A 14,095-nucleotide genomic window follows, 5' to 3' on the forward strand; every position below is an offset into this window, starting at 1 on the left:
ATGGGCGCGCCGAACGGCGCAGCTAGAAAAACGCACGATGCGTGTAGCTCGATTCGGCATTGCCTACCTTTGTTAATGACTTAACATTCTTGTTAATATATTGACGTTCCTTAGGCCATATTATCCCGCTGGCCAAAATATTGCGATAGGCCTCGTTCATACTGATTTTTTCGCTATCAAGCAGCAAAGTCTGGCCGACATAAAGATCTTCAGGCAAAGCGGTAATATTGGTACCCTGGATGTTCAGATAACCCCCTACGCACAGATTACTCGGTAACGTTCTTATCGGCGTATTTTCAAGATCCAATCCGCCGTCAACCTCGAAATTGTCCGGCAGCTCGCTCAACTGCGAATTTTCCAGGAAGATACTTCCGCCAACGTGCAGGTCCTGCGGTAATCGCTTGATCGGCGTGTTTTTCAAGTCCAGGTCATCAAAGACCTGTAACCCCTCGGGAAGATATTCAATGTCGCAATATCTCATAATAAGCGAATTAACAATTATCAATTTTTGCGGAATATGCCTGATTCCCGTATGGGTTAAATTCAAGGCGCCAAAAATTATTGTATTTCCATCAGGCTTCCTAATGAACTCAACATGACTATCAAAAAGGAACTCATAGAAGCAGGGGCTGAATTTACACATGCGTCTTCTCCTGCACCGGCAAATGTATAGTGTTATGTTGTTAAAATAGCTGCGTATTAAAACATATTTATTATCGAGTAGAAAGTACTCTACCACGTGGATTAGTGGACAGCGGCTAATTGTGATATACCAGTGATTAACAACGGGGCACATTGTGGCATAAAGCCCGGTATTGTCATGGCGCTGGCAGATTACGTTAAATCTTACCTGAACGATATATTCATTTTCCTTAAACACATAAAGAATTATTTTGAATATCAAAGAAGCGATCAGGATATCCGCCTTTTTCCGGACGCTGATACGCTTCCTGTTAATGTTATGGCATTTTACTTTACCAGGGGAGGGTTATTGTACATCGGCAACGCGCCTTGATTTAAGAGTACATATTATCCAATAGACAATAATGGAAACCATTAACGAATTAAGGGCCGCGATCCCCGCATCAAAGAGAAGGCCGGCCAGGATCCCCGTTACGCAGGCTATAACGGCCCGCCAGCCGATGACAGGCGTCAATGCCGGGTCCGGCAGGGCATGGTTGGCGCGCGTTTGGTCGAGGAGCCGGCGGCTGGTTCGCAGCAGATAATAATCACAAACCATAACGCCTGCCACCGGAGGGAAAACCACACCCATCAGGATAAGGAAATGCTGATATTGCTCCAGAATGCCGATTAGCGTCAATATCGTGCCGCAGGCACCCAAGATAATCGTCAGCCGGCGATAGCTTAACTTCCTGCCGGTAATGCCTTCGAAAGCGTTGGCCAGCGCCAGGGAAGACGAATACAAATTGGCGTCATTGATTTTCACCGCCGACAAGATCACCGCGGATACGCCTACCCATCCGGCGGTCTGCGTCATCACCGCGACCACGTCCGACGTTCCCAGCGCATGCGCTATCAGGATGGCGATACCGTTAACCACGAATTCGCCGATGATAATCGAGACGGTGATCATCCAGAAAACATGCCGGCCGTTTTTACAATAACGGCTGATATCCGCCGTGGTGACAGCGCCGACGATACAACCGCCCGCTACGCTGGTGGCCGCCATCCCCAGGGTCATGGGTTCGCCGATAGGCGCGGCGGCGACCAGGGCGGCAACATCATGGCCGGCCAGCAGCTCCAGCGCGATCCAGCCGACCACCAGGAAGAAGAGCGGTACCGATATCATGGCCGTCCAGCCCAGGGCGCGAAAACCGCAGGCGACCAGGGCGGTAAGCGCCATGCCGGTAATAACCGCGGAGCAGCCGAAACCGAGCCGCCCTCCCAGCATATAATCAACGCCATGGGCAAAAATGGCGTTCTGCACGCCAAACCACCCTAACAGGCTAAGGGCGATGACAACGCCAATCAGCACCGATCCCGCCTGGCCGAAACCGCACCAGCGGGCCAGCAGGCTGGTGGACAACCCCTCCCTGGCGGCGGCCAGTCCCAGCCCCAGGCCGACGAATTCCAGGATCAGGCTTCCCAGAAAGGTCGCGAACAGCGCCTGGTAAAATGTCATGGCATGGCCAAGCATCGCCCCAAGCAAAAATTGCCCGAGGGTGGTGGTAATGCCGATGCGTATCATGGTCACGGTGAGAAAGCCGGAGCGCCGCGCGTCCGGTACGCGCGCGCAGGCATAATCATTGGCGGCGATATTGATTTTTTCCATCACAAATATCCTTATAGTGTAAATAGCGCCAGATGCGGGATCGGCGGTTTATACGTTGGTTATATATCTAATTTTATAATTTACGTTTAATTAAAATTAAAAAAATGAAGGTGTAAGCTACACGGGCGCCTTCGGCTTAACGGCCTGCATTCTATAATGACAATGTATTTTTATCAGTTATTAATATCTTTTTTACCCCTCTGGACAGTACTATGTTTAAACATTATGATGGGGATATGGACAAGTTGTGATTAATTAGGTGGCACACTAATGGAAGTTAATATGAAATGCGCTGCTGGGATAGCCGAGCGATTTGCAATTGAAATATCACCACAGCTTTTGATGTTCTGGGATAATTCCAGCGAGCCGTGGGGCGTTAAAGATACAGAATCTCGTTATGCCTATGCAAATAAAGCTTATTATGACCTTATTAATGTAAAGCGCTCGTTACACAATATTGAAGGCTGCCTGGACGATCAGTTGCCCTCCTCCATTGCCGAATTCGCCTGGCATTTCAAAGAGCATGACCGCAGCACGCTGCAAGTCAAAGATCGGCTCTGTTCCCTGGAAATTCATCGTTATGGCGGCGAACAGCTGCTACAGCCCTATTATTTTGATAAATTCCCTTTATTTGACCATAGAATCGGCAAATGTATCGGCACCGTTTTCCATGCCCGCAAGTTTGAGCATTTTTCCCTGCTGAAACATATTAACGGCGAGCGTCCCACGTTCTTCTCTTTTTTCCCGCCGGAACAGCTGTTTTCCGAAGGCGAGTTGGACGTGATCTTTTATGCATTGCAATCCATGAGCAGTAAAATAATAGCCAAAAAACTTAACCTCTCGTTCAGGACCGTCGAGAATAGATTGCTTATTGTGTATAAAAAAGCCGGCGTGCACTGTTTAAGCGGGCTAGTGGATTTTTGCCGTGCCAAGGGGTTCGATCGTTACATTCCGCAAAAATTTTTCTGCGCCGGCAGCCAGCTGATCAACATCAATGCCAAAACCCGGCTCTCCGTGCCTGCCGCCTGAAATCATCCCTGCATAAACCCCATAGACTGGCGCGCATGAACGCGGATGCAAAGGCCAGGCCATTCATCCTGCGCTATAGTTAGTACTACATTGACTCAATCCAGCGGCATACGCGCCTTTTCAGGAAATCAGGGACATGGCTGACTTACCTCAAACCGACGCGATACGACGCATTGGGGAACACGGCATCATCGGCGATTTACAGACCTGCGCACTGATCGCCGTTGACGCCAGCATTGACTATTTCTGCTGGCCCGACCTTGACAGTCCGTCCGTGTTCAGCGCGCTGCTGGATACCGACGCGGCCGGGGTTTTCACCTTATCCCCCGATTGGCCGGATGCCCGCAGGCAACAGCTTTACCTGCCCGACAGCAATATCCTGCAAACCCGCTGGCTGGACACTACCGGCTTGGCGGAAATCACCGATTTTATGCCGATCTGCGACGATGAAAACCGCATGCCGCGCATTATACGTCGCCTGAAGGTGCTTCAGGGCGAAGCATGCTTTACGCTGCGCTGCGCGCCGGTGCACGACTATGCCCGCGCGGCCACCCGCGCCCGCCTGGACCATGAGACGGTGGTGTTTACCGCTCCCGGCCAGCCCAGCCTGCGCCTGGTGTCCAGCGTCCCCCTGCATACCGCCGCGGGCACCGCCGCCGTGGCCCGTTTTACGCTTAAAGCCGGTGAACACGCGGAATTTATCTTCGGCAGCGCCCGCGACCCGCAGGTCAATCTGGATAATACCCGGGTATGCTTCGATACCACGCTGCGCTATTGGCGGCGTTGGAGCGCCGCCAGCAGCTATAAAGGGCGCTGGCGGGAAATGGTCAACCGATCGGCGCTGGCGCTTAAGCTCCTGACCTCCTGGAAACACGGCTCCATTGCCGCCGCCGCCACTTTCGGCCTGCCTGAGCATCTGGGCGGCGCGCGCAACTGGGACTATCGCGCCTCCTGGATCCGCGACGCCTCGTTTAGCGTTTATGCCCTGATGCGCCTGGGTTATATCGAGGAAGCCGGCGCCTTTACCACATGGGTGGGCCGCTGCATGGAAAACAGTCAGTTTGAGCCGGATAAACTGCAGGTCATGTATCGGCTGGACAGCGGTACCGAACTGCCGGAGGCCAGCCTGCCGCATCTGTCGGGCTATGCCGGGTCGGTGCCGGTACGCATCGGCAACGGGGCTTACCGGCAGCTCCAGCTCGATATTTATGGCGAACTGATGGATGCCGTTTACCTGGCGAACAAATATGGCGAGGCTATTTCGCACCGCGGCTGGCAGCATATCGTCAGGATGATCGATCATGTCTGCAACAGCTGGAACCAGCCGGATGCGGGCATCTGGGAAATGCGCGGTGAACCCCAGCATTTCCTGCACTCCCGGCTGATGTGCTGGGTGGCCATCGATCGCGCGCTGCGCCTGGGGATGAAACGCTCCCTGCCCATGCCCTACGATCGCTGGGATCAGGCGCGCACCGATATCCGCGCGGATATCTGGACGCATTTCTGGAATGATGAGCTAGGCCATTTTACCGCCACGCGGCACGGTCAGGACCTGGACGCGTCCATGCTGCTGATGCCGCTGTTCCGTTTTGTCGGCGCCACCGATCCCGACTGGCTCGCCACCCTGGACGCCATCAGGGATACGCTGGTCCAGGACGGCCTGGTGCGGCGCTATAATAACGAAAACACGCCATCCGATACCTTGCCCGGCAGCGAGGGCGCCTTCGCCGCCTGCTCGTTTTGGTATGTAGAGTGCCTGGCGCGCGCGGATCGCCTGGAGGAAGCGCATTTCGAATTCGAAAAACTGCTCAGCTATGCCAATCCGCTCGGCCTGTACGCTGAAGAATTCGACCAGCGGGGCTACCCGCTGGGCAATACGCCGCAGGCGCTGACCCATCTGGCACTGATCAGCGCGGCGTTTTTCCTTGACCGTAAGCTCAGCGGACAGGAACCGCTATGGCAGCCCTGACCGCCCGCCGTTTATGCCGGGAGCTTACGCCGTCTCCGGCAGCAGGCCGATAAAGGTGGTCTTCTTGCGCGGTTCGGTCATCAGCGGCGCCAATTGCTCAACGCAGCGCAGGTAGTGCGCGGTTTTTTTATGCGCCGCCACCGCCTGTTCATCGCGATACGCCTCGTAAATATAAAATCGGGTCGGCACCTGCTCGTCCTGCAGCACGTCGAAGCGTAAATTGCCTGGTTCCTGAATCGAACCAAGATGATTTTGCCGGAAAACCGCAATAAAATCGTCTATCTTGTCGGCTTTGACATTGATCTCCACCAGCGTCACATGCATTACCTGCCCCCTTCTATCGGGTGTTGCTCGCTTTTGAACAGCGCATACGCGCGCTCGGCGTTTTCGCCGTGGTGCACCACCGCCTGCACGGCTTTCAGCATCGCCACCGGCGCCTCGGACTGGAAGATATTCCGCCCCATGTCGACCCCGGATGCGCCCTGGTCAATGGCGCGATAGCACATCTCCAGCGCCTCCCGTTCGGGCAGTTTTTTGCCGCCGGCAATGACGATCGGCACCGGACAGCCCGCCGCCACGCGTTCAAAACCGATATCGGTATAATAGGTCTTGATCACCTGCGCGCCGATTTCGGCGGCAATGCGTGTCGCCAGCGAAAAATAGCGCTGATCGCGCGCCATATCCTTTCCCACGCCCGTGACCGCCATGGTCGGCATGCCGTAGCGCGTGCCCTGGTCAATCAGCTGGATAATATTTTTTATCGACTGATGCTCGTATTCGCTGCCTATATACACCTGCGCCGCCATCGCCGCCACGTTCAGGCGCAGCGCATCTTCAATGGATACCGCCACCGCCTCGTTCGACAGTTCACCTAAGATGGAGTTGGCGCCGGACGCGCGCAGCACCACCGGTTTATTTACCGCCGGCGGCACCTGGCTGCGCAGGATGCCGCGCGTGCACATCAGCACGTCGGTATGGGCGAACAGCGGCGCGATGTGCAAATCGATCCGCTCAAGACCGGTGGTCGGCCCCTGGAAATAACCATGGTCGAACGCCAGCATTACCGTACGGCCGGATACGGGATTGAAAATCCGCGCCAGGCGCGATTGCATGCCCCAGTCAAGCGCTCCGCTGCCCTTGAGGAAAAACGGCACATTGCGCTGCGCCACGCCGATGCCGAAATCCTTGCCGTCCTTGATATCGTCCAAATCAGCCATCATCATGTCTCCTACGCAGACCGGTTAAAAATCGTATTTATCGATATTGTCTTTATTGAACTGCACGCGTTCGGGCAGCAGGACGATGCCGTTGTTCTTGGCCTCATATTGATATCCCTGCACGCTGTTGGCGGAGACCTCCACCGCGCCCACCTGCGGGATATTCAGCTTATCGCCGACATTGAGGTCGCCCTTTTGCAGCATTTCATGCGCCACATACACCGCAATCTTGCCCTGCTGTACCACATCCCACAGGCCAAAGGTCTTCACCGTGCCGCGTTGCACATAGGGACGCATGACATTAGGCGTGCTGAAACCGACGATGGTCACGCCCTTACGGCCAAGATTCTCCGCGGCCTGCGCGGCGGCGGGCAGCGCGTTGGCGTCAGGCGCGATAATCGCATCCAGGTCCGGGTAGGCCTTCAGGATACCCTCGGCGGTTTGCAGGGATTTGGTGGCGTCGTTATAGCCGAACTGCGTGGTAACGATAGTCCAGCCGGGATGATCGGCGCTGATTTTGGCCTTTGCCTCTTTGACCCATTGATTTTGATCGGTAACGGTCGGGCTGGAGTAAAAAAACGCCACCTTGGCCTGCTCCCTGGTGATCTGTTTCGCCGCCATATCCACCAGCAGCGAGCCGAGCTGTTTCGGCGTACCCTGGTTGATATACACCGAACGGCACTCCGGTTTGGTATCGGAATCCCAGGTCAGCACCTTTACCCCGCGTTGCATGGCCCGCTTGAGCGCCGGACACAGGCCGTCGGGCGACACCGCCGATACGATGATGGCGTTGTAGCCCTGGTTGACAAAATTGTTGATTAACTGTACCTGCCCGGAGACGCTGGGCTCGGTAGGGCCGTCATAGGTAACGTCGACGCCCAGTTCCTTGCCCGCCGCCAGCGCGCCGTTGCCGCCGCTGGTAAAAAAACCCACGCCCACCAGCTTGGGGATAAAGGCGATGCGCTCGGCGGCCTGGGCGGTGGCGAACCCCGCGGCCGCCAGCAGGAACGCGCCCGCCATTGCTCTATTGCGCCAGATACTGTTATCCATGTTCGACTCCATTGATCTCAGAGATAGTCATCATAAGGAAACCCGCGGGCGCAGCCGGCGAGTCAGGAAGCGGGCCAATAGTTCCCGATGCAGGCTGGCGGAGCGGCCGATAACCACCAGGATCAGCAGCGCGCCCGACAGGGCGCTGGAGACCTGGTTGGCGACGCCCGCCATTTGCAGGCCCTGCTGCAAAAAGCCCACCAGCAGGGTCGCCAGCGCGGTGCCGAGGATGGAACCGGAGCCGCCGTAGATATTGGCCCCGCCGAGGACCGCGGCGGTAATCGCCGGCATCAGCAACGCGCCGCCGAGGTCGGACCGGGCGGAGCCGAAATAAGACACCAGCAGTACCGCGGCCACCGCCGACGCCAGGCCGGTCAAGCCATATACCGCGCACAGGGTGCGCCCGACCGGTACCGCGCTATAACGCGCCACGCGCGCGTTTTGGCCGATAACAAAGCAATTGCGGCCGAGCCGCGTGCGGTGCATCAGCAGCCAGAACCCGAGAAGCGTCAGCAGGAACAGCAGCAGCGGCATCGGCAGGCCGCCCGGCGCCAGGTTGGCGAAATCGCTGAAGGCCGCGGGAAAACCGCCGATGCCTTCAAACCCGGTGGCGCCCGCCAGGCCTGACAGCAGCAGGGCGCTGCCGCCGAACAGATACAGCGTGCCAAGGGTTATCACCAGCGGATTCACGCCGGTATAAAGAATCAGGGCGGCGTTAAGCAGCCCGCACGCCAGGCCAAGCAGCAGGGTCAAGGGGATCGCCAGGGACAGGGGCACCCCGCCCTGGAACAGGACCCCGAGCGCGATGGCGCACAGCCCGACGGTGGCGGCGAAAGAGATATCAATCCCGCCGCTGACGATAACCATGGTCAGCGGCAGGGCGACAATGCCGATGGCGATAAAATCACTGGTGCTGAACAACAGCATATTGAGATCCAGCATGCGCGGGTTGATGACGCCGAACAGCAGGATTTCCGCTATCAGCAGCACTATCAGCGCGCCTTCCCAGCCATAGCCTTTTAGTTTTGCCGGTTTCATCAGGCCACCCCGCTGTTCTTTTTAGTGGTGCCGGACGCCGCCGCGCGCGCGCCGCCGCCGGGGCGTTTTTTAGCGTCTTTGGCCTTCGCCGCCGGCGCCGGCATAAAACGGGCGTATTTCTGGCGGCGGCGGTTCAACTCCAGCGCCCGGCGCAGGCGGCCGTCGAAAATCAGCACGCCGAGCAGCACCAGGCCGGCGATAAAATCATTCCACCATGCCGGCAGACGCAGCAATACCAGCACGGTGTCGATTTGCGTCAGGAAATAGGCGCCGAGGATGGCGCCTATCACCGTACCGGTGCCGCCCAGCAAACTGATGCCGCCCAGCACGCAGGCGGCGATAGCCTTCATTTCCAGTCCGCTGCCGGTCTGGTTGGGGACAAAACCGATCTGCGAGGCAAACACGATGCCGGCAAGCGATGCCATCGCCCCGTTAACGGCAAACGCGGCGATACGGATGGCGTTTACCGGCACGCCTAATTGGCGCGCGCCCTGCAGATTGTCCCCCACCGCATAGAAGTTGCGCCCGAGCGCGCTGCGCGAGCATAGCCAGAACAGGCCGGCCAGCAACAGTATGATCACCCAGCCGATGGGCGAGACGCCAAACCAGGACGGATTGGACAAAGACTTTAACCCGGACGGCAGGCCTTCAATCCATTTGCCGCCGGTCAGCAACAGCATCAGTCCCCGGTACAGCCCCAGGGTACCAAGCGTGGCGACAATGGCGGGTATCCGGCACCAGGCGACCAGCACACCGTTAAACAGCCCCGCCGCCAGCCCGGTCAAAAGGGTAAACACAATGGCGGTGGCCAGCGGCCAGCCGGCATTGAGCAACAATCCCAGCGTTACCGCGCAAAGACCGGCGATGGACCCCACCGACACATCGATATTGCGCGTCAGCATAACCAGTGCGGCGCCCATCGCCAGCAGCATCAGGATCTGCGCGCTGCTGAAAATCATCAGCAGCGTCTGGAAACCGATATAACCGCGATCAAGCGCCCCCAGCAGCACAAACAGCACCAGGATGGCCAGCAAGGCGGTAAATTCACGGTTATTCTGCAATAGTCTAAGCATCCGCGATCTCCTCATCCGGGGCATGGGAGCCAAAGGCCATGCGCATCATGTGTTCTACGCTTACGCTGCCGCCCGTCATGGGCGCGCTTAATTGCCCCTGATGCATGACAAAGACCCGGTCCGCCAGCAGCGCTATCTCTTCCGGATCCGAGGAAATCAGCAGCAGCGCCACATTCTGCGCCACCACCCCGCGCAGCAGCCGGTAGATATCGGCGCGCGCCGATACGTCGACGCCGCGCGTCGGTTCGTCGACGATCAGCAGACGGGGCTGCGCTTCCAGGCATTTGGCGATCAATAGCTTTTGCTGGTTGCCGCCCGAGAGGGTGCGCGCCGGCTGATCGGGATCGGCATATCTGATGCCCAGCGCGCGATGGTAGCGTTCCAAGGTGGCTTTTTCCCGCCGGGGATGCAGCCACCAGCCGCGGCGGCCGGCGGTCAGCGCGGCGGTATTCCAGTACAGCGGCGCATCCAGGTACAATCCCGACGACTGCCGGTCCTCCGGCAGGTAGACCAGCCCGGCCGCCAGCCGCTGGGCCAGCGTCAGCGACCCGATATCGCGTCCCTCCAGCCGTAGCTGCCCGCCGCGGACCGGGCGCAGGCCGTAGAGTGTTTCCGCCAGTTCAGTCCGCCCGGCGCCCACCACGCCCGCCAGGCCGATGATTTCTCCGGCATTAACCGTGAAAGAGACGTCGCTAAATCCTTCGCCGGTAAGGCCCGACACGTCCAGTACCGGCCCGCGGGCGGCGAAGGTATGGCGCCGTCCCGGCAATTCCAGCCACATCTTCTGCTCCACCGGCAGGCTATCCACACGCGCCACGGGGGCGATCGCCTGGATAAGCGCGTCGGTGGTAAACGCACCGATGGCGCCGCTGAGGGTAATCGCGCCGTCGCGCATAACGCTGACCCGGTCCGCCAGGGCATGGACCTCCGGCAGTTTATGGGAGATAAACACCACTCCCACCCCTTGACCGGACAGGCCGCGCACCTGTTGAAACAAACGTTGGGTTTCCACGGGGGTCAGCGACGCCGTGGGTTCGTCGAGGATCAGGATACGCGCGTCGCGCATCAGGCCGCGCAGGATCTCGACTAACTGCTGGTCGGCCACTTCCAGCGTGCCGGCCGCGGCCTGCAGCGGCAGATCGCAGCCCAGGCGGTGCAACAGCGCCTGCAATTTCCGGCTATCGGCCTGATGGCGCGGCAGGCGGAACAGGATATTCTCCTTAACCGTCATGTTGGGAAACAGCATCGGCTCCTGGGGCACCAGATAGATACCCAACTGATGCGCCCGGGCGGGCGTCAGCGACGGGCAGGGCTCGCCCATGATGCTCAGGGCGCCGCTGTCCGGCGCCACCACGCCGGCGATGATTTTCATCAGCGTCGACTTACCCGCGCCGTTGCCGCCGAGCAAGGCATGCACTTGCCCCGGCATCAGGGTAAAGGCGATATCTTTTAATACCGCCACGCCTGAATAGTGTTTGCTGACGTTATGCACGCTGAGCAACGGCGTGGGGTCCATCGGGGATGGTAGTATCATGCTGCCTCGACGCGTATGAACAAATGAATTTAAAATTCAAAACTGTTCATAATCCTAGTTGGGCCGTTATAATAAAACCGCCAGATCGATCACATTTTGTGCATCACGGGGTTATTAACCGCCGTACCAGATGGCGGAAAGGTCTTTTTGTCGTCTCCATCACAATTTAGCGTTGTGAATAATTGAACAATTGATTTAAATTTTAATAAGTGTTCTATATGAAGAAAAATAATCCGGATCATTTCAACCCAGCGGACAGCAGCATGGCCGAGCAGGAACTGTTAGCGCGTATAGCGTGGTTTTATTATCACGACGGCATGACCCAGGGAGAGATTGGCGAGCAGCTTGGGCTGACCCGCCTCAAGGTGTCGCGTCTGCTGGAAAAAGGCCGCCAGTCGGGCGTCATCCGCGTACAAATTAACTCCCGTTACGAGGGATGCCTGGAGCTGGAAAACCAATTGCTGGAGCGTTTCGATTTGCGCCACGCGCGGGTGTTGCCGGCCTTGCCGCAGCGGGATATGAGCCAACGCATCGGCATCGGCGCCGCCCAGGAGATCATGAAGCAGCTTCAACCGCAGCAACTGCTGGCGGTGGGTTTTGGCGAAACCGCCATGAGCACGCTGCAGCATCTGAGCGGTTTTATCACCTCGCAGCAGATCAGGCTGGTGACCCTTTCCGGCGGGGTCGGTCCCTATATGACCGGCATCGGCCAGTTGGACGCCGCCTGCAGCGTCAGCATTATCCCGGCGCCGCTGCGCGCGTCCTCGGCAAGCGTGGCGGAAATTTTCCGCCAGGAGCGCAGCGTACAGGATGTCATGCTGACCGCCTGCGCCGCGGATATCGCGGTGGTAGGCATCGGTTCGCTAAGCCAGCGGCGCGAGGCCACCATCATGCGTTCCGGTTATATCAGCGAGGGGGAACAGCTGCTGTTCGGACGCAAGGGCGCGGTGGGCGATATTCTTGGCTATTTTATGCAGCGAAACGGCGAATTGACGGCGGCCATGCCAATCCACCAGGAACTGATCGGCATATCGCTGCGGGATTTGGACAATATTCCCTTGGTGATCGGCGTGGCGGGCGGCGTGGAAAAAGCCGAGGCCATCCTGGCGGCGCTGGCGGGCAAACATATCAACGCCCTGGTCACGGAAGAAAGTACGGTGAGGGCCATGCTCGATAGGCTGTAATCCATACCCATAACGCGCCCCGGCGCGGATAAAACAGAGATAAAACCATGACATCACTCTGTAACCCTACGCACAATGACCCCGCCCCCGGCGGCGATTATCTGATGGCGATCGATGCCGGCACCGGCAGCGTGCGGGCGGTAATTTTCGATACCGCAGGCAATCAGGTGGCCGTGAGCCAGGCTGAATGGCGGCACGTCTCCGACCCCGCCATCCCAGGGTCCATGGACTTTGATCTGGACAACAACTGGCAGCTGGCCTGCGGATGCATACGCCAGGCGCTGCAACGCGCCGGGCTTCCTCCCCTGGCGATTCGGGCGGTGGCCGCCTGCTCCATGCGCGAAGGCATCGTGCTCTATGATCGCCACGGCAAGCCCATCTGGGCCTGCGCCAACGTCGATGCCCGCGCCAGCCGCGAAGTGGCCGAGCTGAAAGAACTGCACGATTATTGTTTTGAGCGCGAGGTATATGAGTATTCCGGGCAAACCCTGGCGCTGAGCGCCATGCCGCGCCTATTGTGGCTGGCGCACCACCGGCCGGACGTGTATCGCCGGGCGGCGACGCTGACCATGATAAGCGACTGGCTGGCCTATATGCTTTCCGGGGAACTGGCGGTCGATCCCTCGAACGCCGGCACCACCGGCATGCTGAGTCTCTCCAGCCGCGACTGGCAACGCAGCCTGCTGGATATGGCCGGCCTGCGCGCCGACATGCTCTCGCCGGTGCGCGAGACCGGCACCCTATTGGGCGAGGTCACGCGCCTGGCCGCGCATGCCTGCGGACTGGCGGCGGGCACCCCGGTCGTCATGGGCGGCGGCGATGTACAGCTCGGCAGCCTGGGATTAGGCATCGTGCAGCCGGGACAAACCGCGGTGCTGGGCGGCACCTTTTGGCAGCAGGTGGTTAACCTGCCCGCGCCGATGACCGATCCGGATATGAACATCCGCATCAATCCCCATGTCATCCCCGGCATGACGCAGGCCGAGTGCATCAGCTTTTTTACCGGGCTTACCATGCGCTGGTTTCGCGACGCTTTTTGCAGCGAGGAAAAATCCATCGCCGCGCGCATGGGCGTGGACACCTATAGCCTGCTGGAGGAAATGGCGGCCCGCGTACCGGTGGGATCCCATGGCATCATGCCGATATTTTCCGACGCCATGCATTTTAAATCCTGGTATCACGCCGCCCCCTCGTTTATCAATTTGTCCATCGATCCCGATCGCTGCAATAAACAGACGCTGTTCCGCGCCCTGGAAGAAAACGCGGCCATCGTTTGTGCCTGCAATCTGGAGCAGATCGCCCGCTTCTCAGGCGTACAGGCGCCCTCGTTGGTTTTCGCCGGCGGCGGATCCAAAGGTAAGTTATGGTGCCAGATCCTCAGCGACGTTACCGGCCTGATGGTTAAAGTACCCGAGGTCAAGGAAGCCACGGCGCTGGGCTGCGCCATCGCCGCCGGGGTGGGCGCCGGCATCTATCCGGCGCTGGCCGAAACCGGCGAGCGCCTGGTGCGCTGGGAGCGTGAATACCAGCCCGACATGGAAAACCATCAGCGCTACCAGGAAATGAAAATCAATTGGCAGGCGGTGTACGCCGACCAGCTGGGCCTGGTGGATCATGGCCTGACCACCTCGATGTGGAAAGCGCCCGGGCTGTAAACGGCGGGGAGTGCCGGCCGCGTTGCAGGGATGGCAACGGTATGGCGCAGGTT

At 58.6% G+C, this 14,095-nt stretch carries 12 protein-coding genes; 4 read left to right on the top strand and 8 right to left on the bottom strand.

Features of this window, described 5'->3' with window-relative positions:
- Positions 1 to 22: 22 nt before the first annotated feature.
- Together ACL2XM_RS18665 and ACL2XM_RS18670 are read right to left on the bottom strand one after the other, a co-directional pair.
- A complete protein-coding gene (locus ACL2XM_RS18665) occupies positions 23 to 643 on the bottom strand; it encodes a hypothetical protein (protein WP_413722006.1) in 621 nt (206 codons plus the stop codon).
- 345 nt (positions 644 to 988) lie between these two features.
- Positions 989 to 2,293 (bottom strand): purine-cytosine permease family protein, encoded by a 1,305-nt coding sequence (locus ACL2XM_RS18670; protein WP_413722005.1) that lies wholly within the window; start codon positions 2,291 to 2,293, stop codon positions 989 to 991.
- A 270-nt stretch (positions 2,294 to 2,563) separates the two neighbouring features.
- Here ACL2XM_RS18670 and ACL2XM_RS18675 point away from each other — a divergent pair, with 270 nt between their 5' ends.
- Both ACL2XM_RS18675 and ACL2XM_RS18680 read left to right on the top strand, forming a co-directional pair.
- On the top strand, positions 2,564 to 3,322 hold the full coding sequence (locus ACL2XM_RS18675) for a helix-turn-helix transcriptional regulator (RefSeq protein WP_410012331.1): 759 nt from the start codon (positions 2,564 to 2,566) through the stop codon (positions 3,320 to 3,322).
- Between the two features lie 136 nt (positions 3,323 to 3,458).
- Complete coding sequence (locus tag ACL2XM_RS18680) at positions 3,459 to 5,291, top strand: glycoside hydrolase family 15 protein (RefSeq protein ID WP_413722004.1); 1,833 nt, start codon at positions 3,459 to 3,461, stop codon at positions 5,289 to 5,291.
- A gap of 24 nt (positions 5,292 to 5,315) precedes the next feature.
- On the opposite strand, the gene lsrG is transcribed toward ACL2XM_RS18680, so the two are convergent.
- The 6 genes from lsrG to lsrA are packed head-to-tail and all read right to left on the bottom strand — an operon-like array spanning position 5,316 to position 11,203.
- Positions 5,316 to 5,615 (bottom strand): (4S)-4-hydroxy-5-phosphonooxypentane-2,3-dione isomerase, encoded by a 300-nt coding sequence (gene lsrG, locus ACL2XM_RS18685; protein ID WP_410012333.1) that lies wholly within the window; start codon positions 5,613 to 5,615, stop codon positions 5,316 to 5,318.
- Entirely contained in the window at positions 5,615 to 6,508 is an 894-nt protein-coding gene (gene lsrF, locus ACL2XM_RS18690; protein ID WP_410016641.1) for a 3-hydroxy-5-phosphonooxypentane-2,4-dione thiolase, read from the bottom strand. The genes lsrG and lsrF overlap by 1 nt, the downstream gene beginning before the upstream one ends.
- Positions 6,509 to 6,532: 24 nt before the next feature.
- Positions 6,533 to 7,558: an autoinducer 2 ABC transporter substrate-binding protein LsrB gene (gene lsrB / locus ACL2XM_RS18695; RefSeq protein ID WP_413731374.1), complete on the bottom strand. Its 1,026-nt coding sequence runs from the start codon at positions 7,556 to 7,558 to the stop codon at positions 6,533 to 6,535.
- A 30-nt stretch (positions 7,559 to 7,588) separates the two neighbouring features.
- A complete protein-coding gene (lsrD, locus tag ACL2XM_RS18700) occupies positions 7,589 to 8,596 on the bottom strand; it encodes an autoinducer 2 ABC transporter permease LsrD (protein ID WP_413731375.1) in 1,008 nt (335 codons plus the stop codon).
- A complete protein-coding gene (gene lsrC, locus ACL2XM_RS18705) occupies positions 8,596 to 9,669 on the bottom strand; it encodes an autoinducer 2 ABC transporter permease LsrC (protein WP_413731376.1) in 1,074 nt (357 codons plus the stop codon). Before lsrC ends, lsrD begins: the two co-directional genes overlap by 1 nt.
- A complete protein-coding gene (gene lsrA, locus ACL2XM_RS18710; RefSeq protein WP_413731378.1) occupies positions 9,662 to 11,203 on the bottom strand; it encodes an autoinducer 2 ABC transporter ATP-binding protein LsrA in 1,542 nt (513 codons plus the stop codon). Before lsrA ends, lsrC begins: the two co-directional genes overlap by 8 nt.
- 218 nt (positions 11,204 to 11,421) lie before the next feature.
- On the opposite strand from lsrA, the gene lsrR reads away from it, so the two are divergent.
- The gene (gene lsrR / locus ACL2XM_RS18715) at positions 11,422 to 12,387 is read left to right on the top strand and encodes a transcriptional regulator LsrR (RefSeq protein ID WP_410012339.1); all 966 of its coding nucleotides are present in this window, start codon (positions 11,422 to 11,424) and stop codon (positions 12,385 to 12,387) included.
- A 47-nt stretch (positions 12,388 to 12,434) separates the two neighbouring features.
- Positions 12,435 to 14,042, top strand: a complete 1,608-nt coding sequence (gene lsrK, locus ACL2XM_RS18720; RefSeq protein ID WP_410012340.1) for an autoinducer-2 kinase — start codon at positions 12,435 to 12,437, stop codon at positions 14,040 to 14,042.
- Positions 14,043 to 14,095: the final 53 nt, after the last annotated feature.

It is taken from the genome of Sodalis sp. RH20 (assembly GCF_047324205.1).
GTDB lineage: Bacteria > Pseudomonadota > Gammaproteobacteria > Enterobacterales > Enterobacteriaceae > Acerihabitans.